The organism is Advenella incenata (assembly GCF_004217095.1).
GTDB classification, from domain to species: Bacteria; Pseudomonadota; Gammaproteobacteria; order Burkholderiales; family Burkholderiaceae_B; genus Advenella; species Advenella incenata.
Window position 1 is genome coordinate 186,060 of record NZ_SHKO01000003.1, and the last position, 22,272, is coordinate 208,331.

The following is a 22,272-nucleotide window of genomic DNA, read 5'->3' on the forward strand; positions in this document are numbered from 1 at the left end:
TGTCGTTATTGGGGTGTTGCGGGTTATGCCGATAGTTGCTGCATGACCTGATACAGATCGGCCTTGCCTTCAAATCCGATGCCCGGTAGATCGGGCATGGTAATGAAGCCGTTCTCCACTTTCACGCTATCGGGAAAGCCGCCGAATGGCTGAAAAAGATCGGGGTATGATTCATTGCCACCCAGACCCAGGCCGGCAGCAATATTCAAGGACATCTGGTGACCGCCATGCGGGATGCATCTTGCGCGCGACCAGCCATGTTCATGCAACATGTCCAGGGTGCGCAGGTACTCGACCAGACCGTAGCTCAGGGCGCAATCGAACTGCAGCCAATCACGGTCGGCGCGCATGCCGCCGTAACGAATCAGGTTTCGCGCATCCTGCATGGAAAACAGGTCTTCACCGGTAGCCATGGGGTTTGGATAATAATTTCGCAGGGCGGCCTGCAGTTCGAAATCCAGCGGGTCGCCGGGCTCTTCATACCAGAACAGATCGTACTGGCTCAGCGCCTTTGCATAGGCGATGGCGGTGTCCAGATCAAACCGGCCATTGGCGTCCACCGCCAGTTTCTGTCCGTCTTGCAGGACGCTCAGAATGGAGTCGATTCGGCGCAAATCTTCATCCAGAGAGGCGCCGCCGATCTTTTTCTTGACGACGGTATAGCCGCGATCGATATAGCTGCGCATTTCATCCTTGAGCTTTGCGTGATCCTGGCCGGGGTAATAATATCCACCCGCCGCATACACAAAAACCCGGCGATCCGGCTGTCCGTTGCCATAGCGATCGGCCAGCAGCTGAAATAGCGGTTTACCTTCTATTTTTGCAACGGCATCCCATATTGCCATGTCGATCGTGCCGATCGCCACTGAGCGCTCGCCATGTCCGCCGGGTTTTTCGTTTGAGAACATGGTGGCCCAGATTTTGTGCGGATCCAGGTTGTTGCCCGAATCATCAATCAGCGTTGCCGGGTCCGCTTGCATAATCCTTGGGATAAAGCGTTCGCGCATCAACGTGCCCTGGCCGTATCGACCATTGGAGTTAAAGCCGTAGCCGATAACGGGCTTTCCGTCACGAATCACATCTGTGACCACCGCCACGAGACTGAGCGTCATTTTGGAAAAATCAATGTAGGCATTACGGATGGGTGAACTGATGGGCAGCGTTTTTTCGCGAATTTCAACGATTTTCATTAAGGTTCCTGAAGTCTGGGTACATGCTGTAATTGTTTGGACAGGTCTTAAGATTACGAGCAAAATGGCTTTTTATAATTCACTTATAATTAATTATCTATTTACTTAAAGTGAACAGAATAATGATCTCTGACCTGCAATTCATGGTGATATTGGCCCGGCATGGCAATTTGGCGGCAGCAGCGCGGGCGCTGAATGTGACGCCGCCGGCGGCGACCAAGCGCCTGGCCTTGCTTGAAAAGCGACTGGGTGTTCGGCTTGTCAACAGGACCACGCGAAGTTTCAGCCTGACCAGTGAAGGCGAAACCTATCGCCAGCACGCAGCACGGATATTGGGCGATATTCTGGATATGGAAGACGTTATTTCTTCAAGCCGCAAGCCGCGTGGACTGCTGCGGGTCAATGCCACGCTGGGCTTTGGCCGGACCACGATCGCTCCATTGCTGTCCGAGTTTGCCAAACGTTATCCGCAGGTCGAGGTGCAAATGGAAGTGACTGACAGACCGGTGGACCTGGTCGAAAACGGTTTTGATCTGGCCATTCGTTTTGGCGCTTTGCCAGACAAGCGGCTCAATGCCAGGCGGATTCTATCCAATCAACGGTTTCTTTGCGCTTCGCCGCTGTACCTGGAGCGCCACGGTACGCCGTCCAGCCTGGCTGACCTGGCCCATCACCGTTGCATTATTCACCGGCAGAATGATGATGCCTATGGTATTTGGCGCTTTACCCATCACGATCATAGCGAAGTGGTGAAAGTCCATGGGATGCTCTCGAGCAATGACGGCGATATTGTGCTCGGCTGGGCGCTGGATGGACACGGTATTCTGATCCGCTCCGAGTGGGATCTTGCGAAGTATCTGCAAAGTGGCCGGCTCAGGATCGTGCTGCCTGACTTTACGCTGCCGGCTGCAGATTTGTATGTTTACTATCCCAGCCAGCGCAATCTGCCCGCGCGTACCCGGGCGTTCATCGATTTTCTGGTGGTGCATTTTGACCAGCCCGGCCAGAGTGAAGGGCTGACGGAAAAATCTGCGCCGGCAGGGTGATGGTTTATTTTAGCCACCGCGCATGCGGCCAGAGGTGTGCTTCAGGGCGTTAGGGTTTTCATTGTTAGGATTGTCTATTATTGTATTCTAATGTATTCAATAGTATATTATCGTTCGAATTCTATTTCTGGAGACTAACCAATGACCTCGTTCAAACCCTGTATGCTTGCGGCCGTGCTGGCCACCACTCCGCTAGTCGCGCTTGCGGCTTATCCCGAGCAGCCCATTCGTCTTGTCGTGCCGCATCCTGCCGGGGGCTCTTCGGATATCCTGGCCCGGACGATGGCGGCCGCCATGTCAAAAGACCTGGGGCAGTCCATTGTTGTGGAAAACAAAGGCGGCGGTAACGGCGCGATTGCTGCCCAGTCGGTGGCGAGCGCCAAGCCAGACGGGTATACGCTGCTACTTGCGACAGCCAGCACACACGGGATCAACCCCACGCTGTACAGGAAGCTGAACTACGATGCCATCAAGGATTTTGCGCCGGTTACGCTGTTTGCGACCGTGCCCAATGTGCTGGTAGTGGGTAATGCACATAAGCAGATGAGCGGCCTCAAAGATCTTATTGACTATATGAAGGCCAATCCAGGAAAGACCAATATGGGCTCGGCCGGCAGTGGAACACCGGGCCATCTGGCCGGTGTCATGCTCAAGGATGCGGAGCATCTGGATCTGGTGCATGTGCCGTTCAAGGGTGGGGCGCCTGCGATCAGCGCGCTGATCGGTGGACAGACTGATTTCATGTTCACCACCATTCCCGGCGCGATCAGTCATATTAAAGCCGGATCTATCAAGGGGTTGGCGGTGTCGTCGGCCGAGCGCTCCGATGCACTGCCGGACCTGCCAACGGTTGCCGAGGCCGGTGTACCAGGATTTGAAGCCGTGTCCTGGCATGGTCTGGTGGCTCCCGCCAATACGCCGCAGCAGGTGATCGATGTGCTGTATCAGTCAGCCAGCAAGGCGCTCGCCAGCGAAGAGGTCAAAAGCAAGTTGAGCCACGAAGGGGCAAAGGCCGCCAAGATGACGTCGGCAGAATTTGGCGCTTTCATTCAGGCGCAGATCGGTAGTTGGGGCAATGCGGTCAAATCATCGGGCGCGCGCGTTGACTGATCACTTGCGATCAAGCAGGAAGCGACTGAGCCGGACCTTATAGGCCTCACTGATATGCCGGCTTGACACTTCCTGCGCCTTGTCTGGGTCGCGTTGTTCCAGGGCATTGATAATCTGCGCATGTTCTTCGCGTGCGGTTGATGGGCGACCGCTTTCACCCAGGGTGCTCTTGCCCAGCAACAGCATGGCGTTTTGCAGCACCTGTAATGTTTTGAGCAGGTAGCGGTTGTGCGCGCACTGGTACAGCGTCTGATGAAACAGCCGGTTGTTATAGGACAGGGCGGCTGGATCGTCCAGTGTCTCGTCCCGATCGATGATCTGCCTGAGCACCGCGATTTCAACGTCTGTGGCGTGGCGGGCTGCCAATGCAGCGGCCGTGCTTTCCAGGACCCGGCGCATTTCGTAAAGTTCGCCAACCATGTTCTGGTCCAGCTCGGTAATGATCAGGCCCCGCTTCGGATCGTTGGTGACCAGCCCTTCGGACATCAGCCGATTCAGCGCTTCCCGGATGGGAGTGCGGCTCAAGCCGATATCGGCGGCCAGTTCTGTTTCGCGCAAACGGGTGCCGGGCGGCAGGCTGCCGTTCTCCAGAGACTGGACAATATAGTTATATGCCTGATCGCTCAATGTGACGCCGCGATCGTTGGCTTGCTCCGAGTCGGCCTCGGAACGGTTGGGAGCTGGGGATGGTTTGGATTTTGCCATGGTGCGATTCCTTGCTGCTGTTGCTTGCTTTTAGCACAGCATAACGCAATCGAGAAGGTTTGAGGCTGTTTTTGACTTTTTTTGGCACAGTCATAAATATTTGTGTACAATAGAATACAACAGTATATTAAGTAAGGATATATAGCATGAATGACACGTTGGCGTGTGATGTTCTTGTTATCGGAGGCGGCAATGCGGCACTGTGCGCCGCGCTGTCAGCCGCTGAACAGAACGCATCAGTAATTCTGGTCGAAAGTGCGCCGCGCGCCTGGCGCGGGGGCAACAGCAGTCATACCCGCAATTTTCGCTGTATGCACAATGCGCCCACCGATGTGCTGATAGACCGTTATCAGGAAGATGAGTATTTTCAGGATGTGTTCCGGGTAACGGGCGGAGAAACCAATGAGGATATGGCGCGCTATGTGATTCGTGAAACCGAGGGCTGTACCCCGTGGATGAAGGCCAATGGCGTACGGTTTCAGCCATCGCTGGGTGGCACGCTGCATCTGGGACGCACCAATGCGTTTTTCCTGGGCGGCGGCAAGGCGCTGGTCAATGCCTATTACAAGGCGGCCGAAAAGGCCGGCGTGCAGATTCTGTACGATACGGAAGCCAAAAAACTGAATTTTTCCGATGGTAAATGTGACAGTGTAGAACTGGTCAGAAACGGCCAGGCATTGACCATCGCGGGTAAATCCGTGGTCATTGCCTCGGGCGGTTTCGAGTCCAATTTGGAATGGCTGGAAGAGGCATGGGGGCCGGCGGCACGCAATTTCCTGATTCGCGGCACCCGGTTCAACCAGGGCGTCATGCTGCGCGAGCTCATGCGTAACAAGGCCTGTATTATTGGCGACCCAACCCAGGGTCACGCCGTGGCTATCGATGCGCGGGCGCCCAAGTATGATGGGGGCATCGTCACCCGTGTAGATTGCGTCTCGCTGGGCATCGTGCTTAACAAGGAAGGGCGGCGCTTTTATGACGAAGGCGAAGATTTCTGGCCCAAACGCTACGCCATCTGGGGACGTCTGGTTGCCCAGCAACCCGATCAGATTGCCTATTGCATCATTGATTCGAAGGCCATTGGCCGGTTCATGCCCTCCGTTTTCAAGTCCATTAGTGCCGATTCCATTGAAGCGCTCGCGCAACGCCTGCAGCTGCCGGTCAAGACTGTCGTGGAAACGGTGGCCGCATTTAACGCCGCCGTTGAACCCGGTCAATTTGATCATAGCGTGCTGGACGGTTGCCGCACGCATGGTTTGCAACCGAATAAAACCAATTGGGCGCAAAAAATCGATACCGGGCCATTTTATGCGTACCCGCTGGCCACCGGAATCACCTTTACCTATATGGGGGTGAAGGTAACGAAAAAGGCGCAGGTCATCATGGACGACGAGACCTTGGCGGACAACGTTTTCGCCGCCGGTGAAATCATGGCGGGAAATATTCTGAGCAAGGGTTACGTAGCTGGTTTTGGGATGGCTATCGGAACCGTATTTGGTCGTATTGCAGGCACGGAGGCAGCAAAGCATGCAGCAGCTTGAACAACTTATCGAAGACGCCCGCAACGCAGTGGGGATCTGTAACTCCTGTCGTTATTGCGAGGGCTTCTGTGCGGTCTTTCCCGCGCTTGAGCAGCGGCTGGATTTTACCCGCGGCGATCTGCATTATCTGGCCAATTTGTGCCACAACTGCAGCGAATGCTATTACTCCTGCCAGTACGCGCCACCACATGAGTTCAATGTGAATCTGCCGGTGCAACTGGCTGCGGTACGCCAGACAACCTATCAGACGTATGCGTGGCCCGGCGCCATTGCCCGCGGTTTTGACAAAAGCGGCCTGCTGGCCAGCCTGGGGTTCCTGTTGGCGTTGGTCGTGCTGCTGGGGTTGGCGGCGCTTATCGGCGGACCGCCAATGAATGATCTGAATGGACAGTTCTATGCCATTTTCCCGCATGGTGTGCTGGCCACGGTTTTCGGATTGGCGGCATTGTGGGTCGTTCTCGCCATGGGCATGGGGTTTCGCAATTTTCTGAAGGATGTGGGCGAGACGCCCTCGTTGCTGCTGACCTGGGCGCATGTCCGTCAGGGGCTGTCGGACGCGTTAAGCCTGAAGTATCTGCATGGCAATGTGAAGACCGGCTGCACTTACCCGGACGATAATATTTCACCCTGGCGCCGTCGCTTTCATCACCTTACCTTTTATGGATTTATGTTGTGTTTTGCCGCTACAGTGTCCGGCACTATTTTCCATTATGTGTTTGGCTGGCAGGCGCCCTATGCGTTCTTTAGCCTTCCCAAGCTGACCGGTACCATCGGCGGGATTTCATTGGCCATGGGTACGGCAGGGCAGTTCTGGCTCAAGCAAAAAGCCGATCCGGATATTCGCAATATCAGGCAAATGGGAATGGACTATGCCTTTATTGCCCAGTTGTTTCTGGCCGCGGTTACCGGCCTGGCCCTGATGGTCTTTCGGGAAACCGCCGCGCTGGCGCCGTTGCTGGTCATTCATTTGGCCGTTATCCTGTCGTTGTTCATTACTATGCCTTTTGGCAAGTTTGTCCATGGCTTGTATCGCACCGGCGCGCTCATCAAATATGCAAAGGAACAGCCGGCTTCCCACTGAAGTTGTCGGGGTTTGATTTACAATTAAGCGTTAATTTTCAGGCAAGTTGAGAATAATCAAACAGAAGGCTGTTCTGCTACTGGCAGGACAGCTAAAATGAAAGACTTGCCGTTCAAACCCCCAAATTCAGTTCTATGTCTCATACCATTGCCGCCCTATACAAATTTGTCGACCTGCCCGACTTCGAATCACTCAAGGAGCCGTTGCAGGCGTTTTGCGAGCGCAATCACGTCAAGGGAACGCTGCTGCTTGCCCGCGAGGGAATAAACGGTACGATTGCCGGTCCCAAGGAAGGCATCGATGCTGTTCTGGCGTACCTTCGCAATGATCCGCGAATGGCGGACCTGGAGCACAAGGAATCCTGGTCCGATGAGCGCGATCCATTTCACCGGATGCGCGTGCGGCTGAAAAAGGAAATCGTGACCATGGGGCAACCCAATGTCAACACCACCAATACCGGTACCTATGTCCCGCCGGAAAACTGGAACGATCTGATTTCCGATCCCGAAGTGGTGCTGGTAGATACGCGCAACGATTACGAAGTTGATATTGGCACGTTCAAGGGGGCGGTCAATCCCAATACCGTGACGTTCCGCGAGTTTCCCAACTGGGTGCAAAGCCAGACTACCGAGGGCGGGTTGCTGGATAAAACCAAAGCACGCAAGGTGGCCATGTTCTGCACCGGCGGGATTCGCTGCGAAAAATCCACGGCGTATATGAAATCCTTGGGGTTTGACGAGGTATACCATCTACAGGGAGGTATTCTGAAATACCTTGAAACGATTCCTCCCGAAAAAAGCCTGTGGGAAGGCGAGTGCTTTGTCTTTGATGAGCGCGTCTCTGTCGGGCATGGGCTCAAGCCGGGTCCATACATTCAGTGTCGCGCCTGCCGTCATCCCCTGAGTGAAGAAGAACGCGCTTCACCCAAGTACATTCGGGGTGAAAGCTGCCCGCATTGCTGGGACGATAAAACCGAAGAGCAACGCGAGCGCTTCCGCGAACGGCAGCGCCAGGTTGATCTGGCAGCAGCGCGCAAAGAGGAACATATTGGTGCAGATATGCAGGAGCAGATCCGCCGGCGCCGTGCCCTGAAAGCGGCTCGTAAAGAGCAGGCGCGTCAGCGGGCCATGCAAAAACAGGTGCAAAAAGGTGCAGAAAACTAGTTGATTATGCTAAAAACTAGTGCATTCCCTAAGTGTCATATATACGAATCACGTGCATAATTTGTTTCATGCAGGTGAGGAGACAAACGCTCTGCATGAGCAGGCTTTACCACTTAATTGGAATATTCGATTAAGTGTGTGCATGGTAGCTGTACCCATAACAAAAATAAACGAAAGGCGGAAAATCAATATAAATTGATTCCGCCTTTCTTTTTTTTTTTCCATACTTTAAATTGTCAGCTGGGCTTAGCGTTATCAGGCCGGGCTTTGAATTTTTGAGTAGCGCTGCGCGTCAGCCTGCAGTCAGTCTACTATCCGTTGTCCAGACTATTATATTAGTCGCTTTCAGGCGTTTTTAACAAAACAATCTGGGCCCCCGCGCCACCCATATTTTCGGGTGCAGGCGCAAATGCCAGTACGGCATCCAAATTTTTCAGCCAGGCCAGCACCTGTTCCTTTAACACAGCGGTGCCTTGGGCAGAGCCATAGCCTTTGCCGTGCACAATACAAATACAGCGGACCCGATGCTCCAGGCAGGAATGAATGAACCGATCAAACCGTTCAGCTGCCTGGGCTGAATTGGCGCCATGCAGATCCAGTGTGGCCGCAACCGGCCACTGTCCTGATAACAGTTTCTTGATCAAATCAACACTATCGGCCCGCTGCACATAGGCGCCTTCGGGCAGATCCGCGCGACGCCGGCCTTTATTGACCGGCGCTGTGCGTTTTTGCTCGCGTGCGCGCTCAGGAGCGGCTGGCTTATGCGGATCAACTGAAGCTGCGCCTTCTGCCTGACGCCGTTTGGCACGAAAATACTCGTTATTGCCGTAGTCCAGTGCCTGCCGCGCATAGCGGTTGGCTTGGGGCAGCGGTGTGACGGATCTGACCGTTTGACGAAACAGCGCAATATCTTCCGGCGTAAAAACGGCAGTTGCAGCAGGATCTGTTGTTGTCTTATTATGCCTGGGCGCAGCAAGCTGCGCCTTGGCGCGACGCGTTTCTTCGCGCACCTTGGCTTTTTGCAACTGACGCAGGTCTTCGAGCTTGCCTTTGATGGGGGTAACCATAGCATTGCGGCCCGCGCCACTGGCTGGGCGGGCCTGTCCTGTTTTACTCAGGCTGACTTTCGAGCCAGCGCTGTACATCCAGTGCGGCCATGCAACCGGTGCCGGCGCTGGTAATGGCCTGACGGTAAACATGATCCTGCACATCACCCGCAGCGAATACGCCGGGGACCGAAGTCATTGTGGCCAGGCCGCCGTGGCCGCTTTTGGTCACGATATAGCCGTTTTCCAGTTCCAACTGACCCTCGAACAGGGTGGTGTTGGGGTGGTGGCCAATGGCAATGAATACGCCGGTCGCGGCGAGGTCTTCCAGGTGTCCGTCCACATGACGCAGCCTGGCGCCGGTCACGCCGCTCTGGTCACCCAGTACTTCTTCCAGCGTATTGAACAGTTTCAGCGACATGGTGCCGCCGTTTACCTTGTCCATCAGCTTGTCGACCAGGATAGGCTCGGCACGGAATGTGTCGCGACGATGCACCAGCGTCACGTGGCGGCAGATGTTGGACAGATACAATGCTTCTTCGACGGCGGTATTGCCGCCGCCCACTACAACGACATCCTGGTTGCGATAGAAGAAACCATCGCAGGTGGCGCAGGCCGATACCCCTTTGCCCATGAAGGCAGTTTCAGAAGGCAGGCCAAGATATTTGGCTGAAGAGCCGGTCGCAATGATCAGCGCGTCGCAGGTAAATGTGGTGCCGGACTCCGAGACCAGCCGGAACGGACGCACCGACAGATCGGCTTCTTTAATGTGTTCCTGAACAATGTCGGTGTTAAAGCGCGTTGCGTGTTCCAGAAAGCGCTGCATCAGGTCGGGGCCCTGCACGCCCTGGGCGTCGGCGGGCCAGTTGTCCACGTCAGTCGTAGTCATGAGCTGTCCGCCCTGTTCCATACCGGTAACCAGTACCGGATTCAGGTTGGCGCGGGCTGCGTAAACCGCGGCGGTATAGCCAGCCGGACCGGCGCCCAGAATCAGCACTTTTGCATGTTTGGTTTTGTCAGCCATTGTGTCTTATCCTAAAAATCCAATGGGCAATTATAATGGATCGCTACGCGCCGCCGTTCAAAACCCCGAAACTGCCACGGTTTTGCCGCGGGCGGCGAAAATGCCGCCCGATGGCGACTTCGCTACCGGGAAATACGGATGTTGTCCGACATGATGTTGCCTCATTGACAATCATTAAATGGGGACGAGGCCTGTTAAAACAACAGCTTACGAAGAATTCACAATCAATGAGTATTCCACAGCTAGAATATAAATAACATTTAATATCAATAAGCTATAATGTTTTATTGACCGAATTTATAGTTATGGCACGCACTTCAAATACCGCACCCACTCGTTCCGCCCGCAATACACGCAATACCGGGTCACGATCGTCCGCCAGAAATGCGCGCAACGCACAGAATGCCGAACCCAGTCGGCTGGCCGCCATGTTTACGGAAGCCAAATGGGTTTTGTATGCTGCGTTGGCCGCTGCCCTGTCGGTAATGTTGTTTACCTGGCATCCGAATGACCCCGGTTGGGTCAGCACCTCGTCATCCACGCTGGTTCATAACCGGCTGGGAGCGGTCGGTGCGTATGTGTCCGATATCCTGCTGTATCTTTTCGGCTTGTCGGCCTGGTGGTTTGTCGCCTTGTGCCTCAAGCGCATGTGGGTGGGTTACAAATTGCTCATGAGTCGTATTGTGGCCAATTCCGATGCAGCGCTACCGCGCGTGCACTGGGAGCAGGGCGTGGGTTTCGCCTTGCTTTTTATCGGCTCCATGGGCTTTGAAGCCAGTCAGCTGGCGCACATTGGTTCGCAATTGCCGGGCGGCGCCGGCGGCGTGCTGGGCCAGTATATTAGCAGCCTGTTTGCAACGGCGGTCGGGGTGCCGGGTGCGGTGCTGATTCTGTTTTTCATGGTTGTGCTGGGTCTGGGCCTGTTTCTGGATTTTTCCTGGTTATCGCTGGCGGAAAAAATTGGCTCGGGCATGCAGCGCATGCTCAATACGTTGATCAATCTGAAAACCGCTCGCCAGGACCGCAAGGCTGGTGAAATTGCCCAAGTGGCGCGTCAAGCAGAGGTGGTGACGCAAAAAGAACAGCTGGTGCACGAGACTTCGGTACGTATTGAACCGCAGATTACTGTGTTTCCCACCTCCGAGCGCGTCATCAAGGAAAAGCAGCGCACGCTGTTTGAACCGCCCAAAAATGCCAGCGGCGAGCTGCCTGCACTTGAATTGCTTGATCCGCCTGGCGAAAATATAGAATCGGTCTCGCCTGAGACCATCGAATATACGTCGCGCCTGATCGAGAAAAAACTGCGCGACTTCGGTGTTCAGGTGACCGTGGTTGCCGCACAGGCTGGACCGGTTATTACCCGTTATGAAATTGAGCCGGCCACCGGCGTCAAGGGAAGCCAGATCGTCAACCTGTCCAAGGACCTGGCGCGTGCGCTCAGTCTGGTCAGCATTCGCGTGGTTGAAACCATTGTCGGCAAAAACCTGATGGGCCTGGAATTGCCCAACCCACGGCGACAAATGGTCCGGCTATCGGAAATCATTGGCTCCAAGACCTATCATGACAACGCCTCTTCGCTGACAATGGCGCTGGGCAAGGACATTGCCGGCAATCCGGTGGTTGCTGACCTGGCTAAAATGCCTCACTTGCTGGTCGCCGGTACAACCGGGTCGGGCAAGTCAGTCGGTATCAATGCCATGATTATTTCACTGCTATATAAAGCCGACGCTTCCCAAGTCCGTCTTATTCTCATTGACCCGAAAATGCTGGAAATGAGCATTTATGAGGGTATCCCGCATCTGCTGGCGCCGGTGGTCACCGATATGCGCCAGGCAGCCAATGCGCTGAACTGGTGTGTGGGAGAGATGGAAAAGCGCTACAAGCTCATGAGTAAAATGGGCGTGCGCAATATCAGCGGCTTCAACAGCAAAATCCGCGAGGCTGCCAAAAAAGGCGAATCCATTCCCAATCCGTTCTCACTAACACCGGAAGAGCCCGAGCCGTTGAAAACCCTGCCCATGATCGTAGTAGTGATTGACGAGCTGGCCGACCTGATGATGGTGGTGGGCAAGAAAATTGAAGAACTCATCGCCCGTCTGGCACAAAAGGCGCGGGCTGCTGGTATCCACCTGATTCTGGCGACACAGCGCCCCAGCGTGGATGTGATTACCGGGCTGATCAAGGCCAATATTCCCACGCGTATTGCGTTTCAGGTTTCTTCCAAAATTGACTCGCGCACCATTCTTGACCAGATGGGTGCCGAGGCGTTGCTCGGTCAGGGCGACATGCTGTATCAGCCGCCCGGCACCGGTTTGCCCAATCGGGTGCACGGGGCGTTCGTCGACGATGACGAAGTGCATCGTGTGGTCGATTATCTCAAAGAGCAGGGCGAGCCCGACTATATTGATGGCCTGCTCGAAGGTGGTGTCGGTGGCGAAACCGGTGACGGCGTAGGCAGTGTGACCGGCTTTACTGATAATGAGTCCGACCCCCTGTACGATCAGGCGGTGGCGGTGGTGTTGAAAAACCGTCGCGCGTCCATCTCGTCGGTTCAACGGCATCTTCGCATCGGCTATAACCGCGCGGCGCGCTTGCTGGAGCAGATGGAGCAGTCTGGCATTGTCTCTACCATGCAGTCCAATGGCAACAGGGAAATTCTGGTACCCGCCGGGCAAGAAGAGCCGGACGCTTAAAGCTGGCGTGCCTGGCATGACCAGCCTGTAATACGCAGTAACCGCCAGTTCCTGCTTACGGCATCCATAGGGATGCCGTAAGTATTTGCAGCCACGGTCAAATTACAGCGGTGCAATTGTATTTACGATTTCGTTACATCCTTTCTTGCCCTGTTAATGGTAAAACAGGTCATGTTTCCGGTGGTATTCACAGGGCATTGCCCGACTGCCGGGCCGAACAACAACAGGAGTTCATTCATGAAAAAAACGTTACTTGCGGTCTGCCTGGCGATGGTTGCGACGGTCCCTGTCTCGACACTGGCACAGGACATCAAGGTGAACCCCGATATGATGAATCCGGATGCGGGCCTGTCAACGACGCTAGAGGGCGTGACATTCGAGAAGATTCCCGAGGTCAAGAACACGCAGCAGACGGACGCCCGGCAACAATTGAAGGATTTTGTGGCGCAGGTCAAATCGGCCAGCGGGGAGTTTGCCCAGAAAACATCTGGCGGCAAAGGCAAGAACAGGGCAGCCCAGACCGGTACCTTTTCTTTTGAGCGTCCGGGAAAATTTAACTGGAGCGTGGTCAAGCCCTATGCGCAAAGCGTGATCTCGGATGGCAAAACCGTCTATCAATATGACCCCGACCTGCGACAGGTGACGGAACGTCCGGTAAGCAAAGCGGTTGGCGCTTCGCCCGCGGCCATTCTGTTTGGTTCCGGTACACTGGACGATTCATTCAAGCTGTCGGCGCTGCCTGATAACCAGGGTATGGTGTGGATGCGTGCAACCCCCAAAGTGTCTGACGCCGGGTTGACGCATGTGGATATCGGCTTTGCCAACAACCTGCCGGCCGAGCTGATCATTCTGGACTCTTTCGGACAGACCACGTCGATCAAATTGCGCAATTTCAAAAGCAACGCGAAAATTCCAGCCAGTGCCTACCAGTTCAAGGCCCCCCCTGGCGTAGATACCGTTAAAATGTAGGCTGTCAAAGGGCCTGTGCCCTTACCGCAGTCCAGTTCAAGGGGCCGTTGCGACGGCCCTTTTTGCACAATGCTGTGGTTTACCGACGAGCGCAGTGGTTCTGGAAACCCAATATATTTATGAGTGATTTTTCCGATAGCGATCTGTTCAATGGCGCTGGTGCGGGCACGAATGCCCCGCTGGCCGAAAGACTGCGTCCGCGCAATATCGACGAGGTCATCGGGCAGTCGCATTTGCTGGGGCCCGATAAGCCGTTGCGCGTGGCGTTCGAGGCGCGTCGTCCGCATTCCATGATTTTCTGGGGCCCGCCGGGCGTTGGGAAAACCACGCTGGCGCGACTGATGGCTGACGGTTTTGATGCGCATTTCATTGCCATCTCTGCAGTGCTCGGCGGCGTCAAGGATATTCGCGATGCTGTCGTCAAAGCGCAGGTCGCCCAGGCGCAGGGACGCAAAACCATTCTTTTTGTGGACGAGGTGCATCGCTTTAACAAGGCGCAGCAGGATGCATTTTTGCCCTATGTGGAAAGCGGGCTCTTCACGTTCATTGGCGCCACCACCGAAAATCCGTCGTTTGAAGTCAATTCGGCGCTGTTATCGCGCGCCCAGGTCTATGTGCTCACCTCGCTGTCGGACGAGGAACTAGGCCTGTTGCTGGTGCGCGCCAAAGACAGTGGCGCGATAGATCTGGACTTTGACGAGCAGGCCATTGCTGTGCTTACCGGCTACGCCGATGGCGATGCCAGGCGGTTTTTGAATTTGCTGGAGCAGACCAGCACGGCTGCAACTGCGGCAAACGTAAAACAGATCACCCCCGAGTTCATGCAAAACGCGCTCACGCTGAATCTGCGGCGTTTTGACAAGGGCGGCGATAGCTTCTATGACCAGATCTCCGCGTTGCACAAGTCGGTGCGCGGCTCTCATCCCGACGCAGCATTGTACTGGTTCACTCGGATGCTCGATGGCGGCGCCGACCCCAAGTATCTGGCGCGCCGCATTGTGCGTATGGCCTGGGAAGATATCGGCCTGGCCGATCCGCGCGCCATGCAAATGGCCAACGAAGCGGCCGCTACTTTTGAGCGCCTGGGCTCTCCGGAAGGAGAACTGGCGCTGGCACAGGCGGTTATCTATCTGTCCGTTGCGGCCAAGAGCAACGCGGGGTACAACGCCTACAATCAGGCACGCGCGTTCGTGAGGCAGGATAAATCGCGCGAAGTGCCGGTACATCTGCGCAATGCGCCCACCAAGCTGATGAAAGAATTGGGCTACGGACATGAGTATCGCTATGCGCATGACGAACCCGATGCTTATGCCGCTGGCGAGACCTATCTGCCTGACGGCATGCGCGAACCGGGTTGGTATCGTCCGGTGCAACAGGGGCTGGAAACGAAAATCACGGAAAAACTCAATTACCTGCGCTCGCTTGATCGTGAGGCACGGCAAAACAAAAAGCGCTAGCCAGATTCAATGTGCGGCAATGCTTCGCACAGATGCTTTTCGTTCAATACTTTGTCGCGTACTGGACGCACCGCGCCGCGCCGCGCCCCGATCGCGATCTGCGTGTTTGCGCTCAGTACCGCAGCAACGCCACGGTTCCTCCTGGTTTGCGTACTTCTTTTGAATTTAAGCTGAAATACAGTTACATAATATCTCGCAAGAAGTTGTAATAAACGGCCCCACGATGCTGTCTAAGGAGTAAGTTAGGTATGACCGGCAACGATTTTCGGTCAGGCCCTGACTACCGCGCATAGGCTGGCATTCTGATATTGGAAGCTGGATTTGATACGCGGCAACTTACGTCATCAATCACAGGAGCAACAGAATGAAAAATACCACGATAGCGGCGCTGGCCGGTGCAATCACACTGGCGTTGGGTATGCATTCAGGCATGGCAGCAGACCTGAAAGTAAATGCCGACAGTAAAATTGATCAGAAGCCTGCACAACATACCGGGGCAACATCTGCGCCGACGCCGGGTTGGGAAAAGCTGAATAAAAGTAAAAAATGGAAGTCTATCGAGTCCGGTTCGAATCAGCACCACGCCAACAATATGAAAGCGGATAGCAAGGTTGTTCCCGAACACCAGGGCAAGAGCGGCGTGACCATGTCGCACGAAAGCAAAGGCATGTCCGGGTCCCGATCCGATATGCATAAGTCAGGCACGCCGGACAAAGGGCAGGGTGAGCACATGAAGTCCGGTGCGGCCAAACCCGCCGGACAGGATGGTGCCATGCCCATGCAACATAGTTCGTCAGGCATGAAAACCGATAGCAATGTGGTTCCGGCAACCAAGGGTGAGATGCCCAAACCGGGAATGTAGACAAAGAAAACGCCCGCGAGCATGAATTGTTTTCGGGCAGACTACCTGATTCTTTCTGGCAAAATCGATTGCGGGCACGCGTTGTTCGGTCTGTGGCCCCACCGGGCGCGTATAGCTGTATATAATGATTACCCTATACTTCTCCCACACGAAACCAGAAAAAATCATGTTAGATCCTGTTTTACTGCGAAAAGAGCTTCCCCTTGTCATCGCCGCGCTCAAGCGTCGCAATGTTGATTTTGACGAGGCCCGCTTCAATCAGCTCGAAGCCCGGCGCAAAGACGTGCAAATCCAGACCGAGACCCTGCAGGCGCAGCGCAATGCGCTGGCCAAGCAGATTGGTCAGCTCAAGTCGCGCAAAGAAGATGCCAGCGCCGTGATGGCCGAGTCACAGGCGCTGCCTGCCAAGCTCAAGGCGCTGGAAGAAGAGCTTGCTGGTATTCGCAGTGAACTGGACGGCTGGCTCATGACAATTCCCAACCTGCCGCACAGCTCCGTACCCCAGGGCAAGGACAGCGACGACAACGTCGAGGTCCGGCGCTGGCTGGGTACCCAGGCTGGCTACGTGACTGATCACAGCGAACCGCCAGCCAAAGGTTTCGAGACCCAGGATCATGTGACCGTGGGAGAACGCCTTGGCCTGGAATTTGATACGGCAGTCAAGCTCACCGGTGCGCGCTTTTCTTTCATGCGCGGCGGCATGGCGCGCCTGCATCGCGCGCTGGCCCAGTTCATGCTCGACCTGCACACGAGCGAACATGGCTATACCGAATGCTACACGCCGTATATTGTCAACAGCTCAACCCTGCTGGGTACCGGCCAGTTGCCCAAGTTCAAGGACGATATGTTCTGGGTCACCAAAGGTGGGGAAGACGAACCGCAGACCGATCAGCAGGGCAAGCCGATAGAAAAGGAAGATCTTTATCTGATCTCCACATCGGAAATTACGCTGACCGCTACCGTCAAGAACGAAATTGTGCCCGGCGCCAGCCTGCCTTTGCGCCTGACGGCGCATACACCGTGTTTTCGTTCTGAAGCCGGCAGTGGCGGCCGCGACACCCGGGGCATGATTCGTCAGCATCAGTTCGACAAAGTGGAAATGGTGCAGATTGTCCATCCGGACTCCTCCTATGATGCGCTGGAGCAAATGGTCGGGCATGCTGAAAAAGTGCTGCAGTTGCTGCAACTGCCTTACCGTGTCATGCAGCTGTGCACCGGCGACATGGGTTTTGGCGCTGCCAAGACTTACGACCTGGAAGTGTGGATTCCGGCGCAGAACACCTGGCGCGAGATTTCCTCTGTCTCCAATTGCGAGGCGTTCCAGGCGCGACGCCTGCAGGCGCGCTTTCGCAACGAACAGGGCAAAACAGAATACCTGCATACGCTCAATGGTTCCGGCCTGGCAGTGGGACGCACGCTGGTGGCGCTCATTGAAAACTATCAGCAGGCCGATGGCAGCATCGACATTCCTGAGGTATTGCGTCCCTACATGGGTGGTCTGGCGCGCCTGGCCCCTGCAGTTTAAGTGATCAAGGTCAAACCCTGCCGGGCGGCTGTATCCGGCAGGCAGACCCGATTTGCCATGATGTATTGACGGCGTTCCGGGCCCCTGACGGAAGCGGCGTTTTTTCCAGATTCAATCAAACATTCCCTTCAAGGTTGTCCGTCATGCTTTTCCTGCTTTCTCCTGCAAAAAAACTCGATTACGACTCTCCTGTTTCTACCAACACCCATACCCAGCCGCTTTTTATCAAACGCTCCGCAGAGCTGATCAAAGTGCTCAAAACCAAGCGTGCCGATGATATTGCCGCACTCATGAAGCTGAGCCCGGCGTTATCCGAACTGAATGTCCAGCGGTACGCGGAATGGAAACCCAAGTTTGACCAGAAAAATTCACGCCAGGCCGTGCTGGCATTTAATGGCGACGTGTACGAAGGCCTGGCAGCAGCGACGTTGAGTGAATCACAACTGTCATGGGCCCAGGAACACGTGGCCATTCTGAGCGGCCTGTATGGCGTGTTGCGTCCGCTGGACCTGATGCAACCCTATCGGCTGGAAATGGGCACGCGCCTGCAGACTGCCCGCGGCAAGAATCTGTATGAGTTCTGGGGGGACGAGATCGCCCAATACCTGAACGAGCGGCTGAACGAGCAGACTTCGCGCATTGTGATCAACCTGGCTTCTGAAGAATATTTCAAGGCGGTCGATCAAAAAGCGCTGGATGCGCGCGTTGTCCAGTGTGTGTTTCAGGACTACAAAAACGGTGTCTACAAAATTATCAGTTTCAACGCCAAGCGCGCGCGCGGGCTGATGGCGCGGTTTGCCATCGAGACCAAAGCGAAAACGCCGGCAGCCTTAAAAAAGTTCAATGTCGAAGGTTATGCCTTTGCCGCCGAGCAGTCTTCGGAAGACAAACTGGTCTTCCGGAGAAAACAATGAGCCGTCAGGCTGCGATAAGGATTTTTGTTCTTTTTGCTCTGGGCTATTTTCTGTCCTATGTGTATCGTGGCTTGAATATCGGCTTTGCGCCGTTCCTGTCACGCGAAATGAATCTGACGGCCAGTGACCTGGGCTTGCTGACCAGTTTTTACTTTATCGGCTTTGCCCTGGCCCAGCTTCCTGCCGGGCTGGCGCTGGACCGCTATGGCGCACGCCGTACCGACGCAGTCCTGCTGCTGGTGGCTGCCGCCGGGACGGTGCTTTACGGCATGACACATACCATGCAGGGGCTGATTATCGGCCGCATCATGATCGGCGTGGGGGTTTCGGTCTGCCTTGGTGCGGGCTTTCTGGCGATTGCCCAGAATTTTCCATCCTCGCGCTGGCCGCTGCTCAATGGCCTGATGGTGGCGTTAGGCGGCATGGGCGGTGTGGTGGTCGGTACGCCGCTGGCGGTGCTGCTGACACAATACACCTGGCGGGAAATCAGCGTCGGCATGGCCGTGTTCACAATTGCCGTGGCTGCGGTCATCTGGCTGCTGGTACCTGAATCAAAGCAGCGGATGGCGTCGCATGAGTCGGTATCCAAGCAAATTCATGGTGTACGTATCATCTTGAAGAATGCGGTGTTCTGGCGCGTGGTGCCTTTTCCCTGCGCGGTGGGTGGCGCCTTCTATGCCGCGCAGTCGCTGTGGGTTAAACCGTATCTGATCGACGTTTCCGGATTGACGGCGCGCCAGGCCGACAGCCTGGTGTCCATGCTGGGGCTGACCATGGTGGCCGGCACGGTCATCACCGGGTTGGTGGCGCGTCGCATTGAACGTTACGGCCTGGGCTTGCGGGCCTTTTGCGGGCTGGGGATGACGCTGTTCGTACTGGTGCAATTGCTGATTCTGTTCAGGGTGCCCCTCTCGCCAGCGCTGATCTGGGGTGCGTACGGGTTTGTCGCCGCCAGTTGCATTCTTGCCTATGCCTTGCTGGCCGAGGTCTTTCCACGCAAGGTTGTCGGGCGCGTGACGACCGCTTTCAACATGATTTTTTTCATCAGCATTTTTTCCATGCAGGTTGGCGTAGGATTTGTGTTGGATTTCTGGCCCGCAACGGACGGTCATTATCCTGCCGTGGCCCACCTGACCGGTTGGGGCATCATGATTGCAATCCAGTTGGTGTCGGCGATCCTGTATTTCTGGCCCGGCGCCCTTAAAGTGGATGAGCAGCTGTTCGAATAGACGGCCATGGATTTCGCACACGCATGGAGTCTGGCAGCAGGCCACCATGGGGCGGGTCGCAGCAGTGCGGCAACACGCTGCGCAGATAATAACGATAAACGATCGGCGGTTAACGATGCGCCATGTGTGAATGCGTTCATGCCGGCCTGCGGGCTGGCTGCCCGATCCTGCCGACAGGGTTTGTCGCGATTACATTAAACCGATATTGGTCGCCTGCTGGCGGATGCGCAGCGCGGCCTGCTGCATTTGTTTGAGCGGAAAAACCAGGCTGCCGTACTGGCCCTCGGTTTCAATTTGCGATGGCGCTTCGGTAATGGCCTGCGCGTCCTTGTCCAGCAAGTCAGAGACGTTGGTGAGGGTCTGCTGCATATTGGGCGGTATTTTGTCCAGGCCGGCCAGGACCGGCGCAATCGCGGCGATCTGGCTGGCCACGGCATCGGTCTGCACCAGAATCGTATTTAGTTCCTTAATATGGATCTGCTTGGATTTGGGTTCGTTCATCATCCGGTAAAAGCTGTCTGCGAACGCGCCAAAGGCCGTGTGCATATTTTTGCGAGACAGTTGCGCCTGCACATAGCGTTCGTTGTCGGCCGTTGACACTTTTTGCTCCGGGTCGGCGTGAACCGAAGTGATGTACGCCTGCACGGCCAGAATATAGTCATGCGCGGCCGCTATGGCCTCCTGCGCCAGCGGCATGATGCGCTGCTTTTCCCACCAGGGGAGAATCGAGCCGCAGGCAAAGGCCAGTGCACAACCGGCCAGAGTGTCCAGCGCACGCTCGCCGATAATCAGCAGGTTGCCCGGGCTCAGGAAGTGAAAGGCGATCAGGATGTAGATCGTCATTAACAACGAGCTCAGCGGATAGTTGGTCAATACGAAAGCATTGCCCAGCACCATCGCCGGAATCATGATTGCAATAAGGATAAACGGATTGCTGGTCAGGTTAAACAGCGCAATAGTGATCAGGCAGCCGGCCAGCGTGCCGGCCAGCCGACCGATCGTGCGCTGGCGAGTCAGCGCGAACCCGGGTCGCATGATAATGAGCACTGTCAGGATGATCCAGTAACTGTGCGAGGTAAATGCGCGCACAATTTCCGAGTGTCCATAGACCAGGCTGACGACTGTGGAAATGAGCAGCACCAGGGTGACCACGAATGTGGTGCGCAAGGCGTAGCGGAAAATGGACGAGTTCAGATTCAGATTGCGCTTGAAGGGGGTGAGGGTAATGGCTTGCGGCGTAATAAAACGGCGCAGCGAGTTATCGCGCTTCAGGCTATTGACGGGCTCAAGCCGCATGCCGCGCAGATTATCGGCAATCCGGTCCACGAACCGGCTGGCATTACGCAGGCGCCGCACAATCTGCACCAGCAGCAGATAGGTTTCCGGTTCTGTGCGCTGGATGCCATCCTGTTTCAGTTGCAGCAGCTCGTATTCCATCGCGCGCAACTCCGCTTTGACACTGTTGCGATAGTCCACCGGCTTGTTGCGCGCCAGGCTATAGGCGGTCCGGTTCAGGGTGCGGCTGATCTTGAACAGGGTGTCGCGCATGAACAGCAGGATGTCGTGATCCTGGAAACGTGCGCGCAAGGTGGCATAGTCGGTCTGCGACGCCACCATGGTATCGAGCAGGGCAATCATGTCGATAAACACATTCCACAGCAAAATGCGCTGCTGGTCGCTGGCATCGTTGTCGCGGGGCAGATTGCGCAGCACGACATCGCGTGCACTCTGGTGCTGCTCTGTCATTGCGATCATTTGCGGAATCAGTCGTCGATAGCTGTCGTCCAGGTTCTTGTGCGTGTCGTAGAAATCAGCACGCGTGCTCACATAAGATGCCGTGGCATACAGGGCAGCGGCCAGGGTCTGTCTTTCTTCGCGCAGCTTGAACAGGTGACTGATGGACGTGCTGTACAGTATGTAGAAAATACCGCCCATGGCCGTGTAGCTGGTATGGGTGAGCGCCTCGTCGACCGACATGGGAGTGTGCATGGACAGCATCATCTGCAGCAAACATCCGAACCCGATCAGCCCTCCGCGCCGGCCATAGACCGACAGCATGGAATAGAAGAATACCTGGGCCGAGACCACCAGCCAGAGCAGGGCGGGGTAGGGGCTTGCCAGCCCGGTGATCAATCCCGAGATCTGTCCCAGTATAATGCCGCCCAGCATTTCGTTCAGGCGCGAGCGCTTGGTGCCGCCTACCTGATCGATAATGGCCGGACACAGGGCCCCGGTGGCCAGTGCCACGCCTATCATGGGCTCGTTGAAAAACCCTGCCATCACCAGTACCGGTAGCAGCACTCCCGTGGCCTGGCGCGTTCCATGGAAAAGATGGGAACTGTAGAAGAATTTGACGAAGTTTTCCGCGCGAATATCCATACACCAAACCAGTGAAAAGACGCAGGCTCCCGAGTGCCGATCGCGGGCAGGCGACAGGCAGTGCCCAAAGAGGCGACACAGCAAAGAGTACTATTGTACCGTTGGCCGACAATAAATTTGTGCATAATGAATATTCCCGATTGCGTTTGGTGTTGCAATGCGGTACATTTGAGGACTATACCTGCGCACAATCCGTCGCCGGTATCTACGGACACCCTGTTTTAGCTACCCGCTTCAATTGCAGTGCGCCTTAAACTTAACGAACAATAGCGGTTATTCGTGCCAAAAGCGTGAATAAACGTCTCCATTTCGAACTCTCCCGCACCCAGTGTGCGCGC

General features: G+C 55.6%; 17 protein-coding genes. 12 read left to right on the forward strand and 5 right to left on the reverse strand.

Annotated features, from left to right (window positions below; genetic code table 11):
- Window positions 1–23: 23 nt before the first annotated feature.
- Window positions 24–1,190 (reverse strand): mandelate racemase/muconate lactonizing enzyme family protein, encoded by a 1,167-nt coding sequence (locus tag EV681_RS17075; protein WP_128394926.1) that lies wholly within the window; start codon window positions 1,188–1,190, stop codon window positions 24–26.
- Window positions 1,191–1,312: 122 nt separating this feature from the next.
- Here EV681_RS17075 and EV681_RS17080 point away from each other — a divergent pair, with 122 nt between their 5' ends.
- Both EV681_RS17080 and EV681_RS17085 read left to right on the forward strand, forming a co-directional pair.
- A complete protein-coding gene (locus EV681_RS17080; RefSeq protein WP_130304715.1) occupies window positions 1,313–2,236 on the forward strand; it encodes a LysR family transcriptional regulator in 924 nt (307 codons plus the stop codon).
- 141 nt (window positions 2,237–2,377) lie between these two features.
- Entirely contained in the window at window positions 2,378–3,346 is a 969-nt protein-coding gene (locus EV681_RS17085) for a Bug family tripartite tricarboxylate transporter substrate binding protein (protein ID WP_128394924.1), read from the forward strand.
- Here EV681_RS17085 and EV681_RS17090 read toward each other — a convergent pair whose 3' ends face one another.
- Window positions 3,347–4,051: a GntR family transcriptional regulator gene (locus EV681_RS17090; RefSeq protein WP_128394923.1), complete on the reverse strand. Its 705-nt coding sequence runs from the start codon at window positions 4,049–4,051 to the stop codon at window positions 3,347–3,349.
- A 146-nt stretch (window positions 4,052–4,197) separates the two neighbouring features.
- Between EV681_RS17090 and tcuA the strand changes: the two genes are divergently transcribed.
- The 3 genes from tcuA (at window position 4,198) to trhO (ending at window position 7,836) form a co-directional block, all read left to right on the forward strand.
- Entirely contained in the window at window positions 4,198–5,592 is a 1,395-nt protein-coding gene (tcuA, locus tag EV681_RS17095; RefSeq protein WP_128394922.1) for an FAD-dependent tricarballylate dehydrogenase TcuA, read from the forward strand.
- Window positions 5,579–6,673: a tricarballylate utilization 4Fe-4S protein TcuB gene (gene tcuB, locus EV681_RS17100; RefSeq protein ID WP_130304716.1), complete on the forward strand. Its 1,095-nt coding sequence runs from the start codon at window positions 5,579–5,581 to the stop codon at window positions 6,671–6,673. The genes tcuA and tcuB overlap by 14 nt, the downstream gene beginning before the upstream one ends.
- Before the next feature lie 134 nt (window positions 6,674–6,807).
- Complete coding sequence (trhO, locus tag EV681_RS17105) at window positions 6,808–7,836, forward strand: oxygen-dependent tRNA uridine(34) hydroxylase TrhO (RefSeq protein WP_130304717.1); 1,029 nt, start codon at window positions 6,808–6,810, stop codon at window positions 7,834–7,836.
- Window positions 7,837–8,171: 335 nt separating this feature from the next.
- Here trhO and EV681_RS17110 read toward each other — a convergent pair whose 3' ends face one another.
- Both EV681_RS17110 and trxB read right to left on the reverse strand, forming a co-directional pair.
- Window positions 8,172–8,903, reverse strand: coding sequence for a Smr/MutS family protein (locus EV681_RS17110; protein WP_165393100.1), 732 nt, complete (start codon window positions 8,901–8,903; stop codon window positions 8,172–8,174).
- Between the two features lie 43 nt (window positions 8,904–8,946).
- Window positions 8,947–9,906: a thioredoxin-disulfide reductase gene (gene trxB / locus EV681_RS17115; protein ID WP_128394918.1), complete on the reverse strand. Its 960-nt coding sequence runs from the start codon at window positions 9,904–9,906 to the stop codon at window positions 8,947–8,949.
- A 305-nt stretch (window positions 9,907–10,211) separates the two neighbouring features.
- Here trxB and EV681_RS17120 point away from each other — a divergent pair, with 305 nt between their 5' ends.
- The 7 genes from EV681_RS17120 to EV681_RS17150 all read left to right on the forward strand — a co-directional run bounded on the left by EV681_RS17120 (window position 10,212) and on the right by EV681_RS17150 (window position 19,555).
- Window positions 10,212–12,599 carry a DNA translocase FtsK gene (locus tag EV681_RS17120; protein WP_128394917.1) on the forward strand — a complete coding sequence of 796 codons (2,388 nt, stop codon included), beginning with the start codon at window positions 10,212–10,214 and terminating at the stop codon, window positions 12,597–12,599.
- 237 nt (window positions 12,600–12,836) lie between these two features.
- Window positions 12,837–13,568 carry an outer membrane lipoprotein periplasmic chaperone LolA gene (gene lolA, locus EV681_RS17125; RefSeq protein WP_128394916.1) on the forward strand — a complete coding sequence of 244 codons (732 nt, stop codon included), beginning with the start codon at window positions 12,837–12,839 and terminating at the stop codon, window positions 13,566–13,568.
- 119 nt (window positions 13,569–13,687) lie between these two features.
- Window positions 13,688–15,025, forward strand: a complete 1,338-nt coding sequence (locus tag EV681_RS17130; RefSeq protein WP_130304718.1) for a replication-associated recombination protein A — start codon at window positions 13,688–13,690, stop codon at window positions 15,023–15,025.
- A gap of 364 nt (window positions 15,026–15,389) precedes the next feature.
- Window positions 15,390–15,887 carry a hypothetical protein gene (locus EV681_RS17135; RefSeq protein ID WP_130304719.1) on the forward strand — a complete coding sequence of 166 codons (498 nt, stop codon included), beginning with the start codon at window positions 15,390–15,392 and terminating at the stop codon, window positions 15,885–15,887.
- A 166-nt stretch (window positions 15,888–16,053) separates the two neighbouring features.
- Window positions 16,054–17,412, forward strand: a complete 1,359-nt coding sequence (serS, locus tag EV681_RS17140; protein WP_128394913.1) for a serine--tRNA ligase — start codon at window positions 16,054–16,056, stop codon at window positions 17,410–17,412.
- A gap of 143 nt (window positions 17,413–17,555) precedes the next feature.
- The gene (yaaA, locus tag EV681_RS17145; RefSeq protein WP_128394912.1) at window positions 17,556–18,326 is read left to right on the forward strand and encodes a peroxide stress protein YaaA; all 771 of its coding nucleotides are present in this window, start codon (window positions 17,556–17,558) and stop codon (window positions 18,324–18,326) included.
- Window positions 18,323–19,555: an MFS transporter gene (locus tag EV681_RS17150; RefSeq protein ID WP_130304720.1), complete on the forward strand. Its 1,233-nt coding sequence runs from the start codon at window positions 18,323–18,325 to the stop codon at window positions 19,553–19,555. The genes yaaA and EV681_RS17150 overlap by 4 nt, the downstream gene beginning before the upstream one ends.
- 189 nt (window positions 19,556–19,744) lie before the next feature.
- Here EV681_RS17150 and EV681_RS17155 read toward each other — a convergent pair whose 3' ends face one another.
- Window positions 19,745–21,934, reverse strand: coding sequence for an FUSC family protein (locus EV681_RS17155; RefSeq protein WP_128394910.1), 2,190 nt, complete (start codon window positions 21,932–21,934; stop codon window positions 19,745–19,747).
- Between the last annotated feature and the right edge of the window lie 338 nt (window positions 21,935–22,272).

Bases quoted from the DNA above. Each gene is read 5' to 3' on its own strand.
- EV681_RS17075 (WP_128394926.1), bottom strand. From the start codon at position 1,190: ATGAAAATCGTTGAAATTCGCGAAAAAACGCTGCCCATCAGTTCACCC.
- EV681_RS17080 (WP_130304715.1), top strand. From the start codon at position 1,313: ATGATCTCTGACCTGCAATTCATGGTGATATTGGCCCGGCATGGCAAT.
- EV681_RS17085 (WP_128394924.1), top strand. From the start codon at position 2,378: ATGACCTCGTTCAAACCCTGTATGCTTGCGGCCGTGCTGGCCACCACT.
- EV681_RS17090 (WP_128394923.1), bottom strand. From the start codon at position 4,051: ATGGCAAAATCCAAACCATCCCCAGCTCCCAACCGTTCCGAGGCCGAC.
- tcuA (WP_128394922.1), top strand. From the start codon at position 4,198: ATGAATGACACGTTGGCGTGTGATGTTCTTGTTATCGGAGGCGGCAAT.
- tcuB (WP_130304716.1), top strand. From the start codon at position 5,579: ATGCAGCAGCTTGAACAACTTATCGAAGACGCCCGCAACGCAGTGGGG.
- trhO (WP_130304717.1), top strand. From the start codon at position 6,808: ATGTCTCATACCATTGCCGCCCTATACAAATTTGTCGACCTGCCCGAC.
- EV681_RS17110 (WP_165393100.1), bottom strand. From the start codon at position 8,903: ATGGTTACCCCCATCAAAGGCAAGCTCGAAGACCTGCGTCAGTTGCAA.
- trxB (WP_128394918.1), bottom strand. From the start codon at position 9,906: ATGGCTGACAAAACCAAACATGCAAAAGTGCTGATTCTGGGCGCCGGT.
- EV681_RS17120 (WP_128394917.1), top strand. From the start codon at position 10,212: ATGGCACGCACTTCAAATACCGCACCCACTCGTTCCGCCCGCAATACA.
- lolA (WP_128394916.1), top strand. From the start codon at position 12,837: ATGAAAAAAACGTTACTTGCGGTCTGCCTGGCGATGGTTGCGACGGTC.
- EV681_RS17130 (WP_130304718.1), top strand. From the start codon at position 13,688: ATGAGTGATTTTTCCGATAGCGATCTGTTCAATGGCGCTGGTGCGGGC.
- EV681_RS17135 (WP_130304719.1), top strand. From the start codon at position 15,390: ATGAAAAATACCACGATAGCGGCGCTGGCCGGTGCAATCACACTGGCG.
- serS (WP_128394913.1), top strand. From the start codon at position 16,054: ATGTTAGATCCTGTTTTACTGCGAAAAGAGCTTCCCCTTGTCATCGCC.
- yaaA (WP_128394912.1), top strand. From the start codon at position 17,556: ATGCTTTTCCTGCTTTCTCCTGCAAAAAAACTCGATTACGACTCTCCT.
- EV681_RS17150 (WP_130304720.1), top strand. From the start codon at position 18,323: ATGAGCCGTCAGGCTGCGATAAGGATTTTTGTTCTTTTTGCTCTGGGC.
- EV681_RS17155 (WP_128394910.1), bottom strand. From the start codon at position 21,934: ATGGATATTCGCGCGGAAAACTTCGTCAAATTCTTCTACAGTTCCCAT.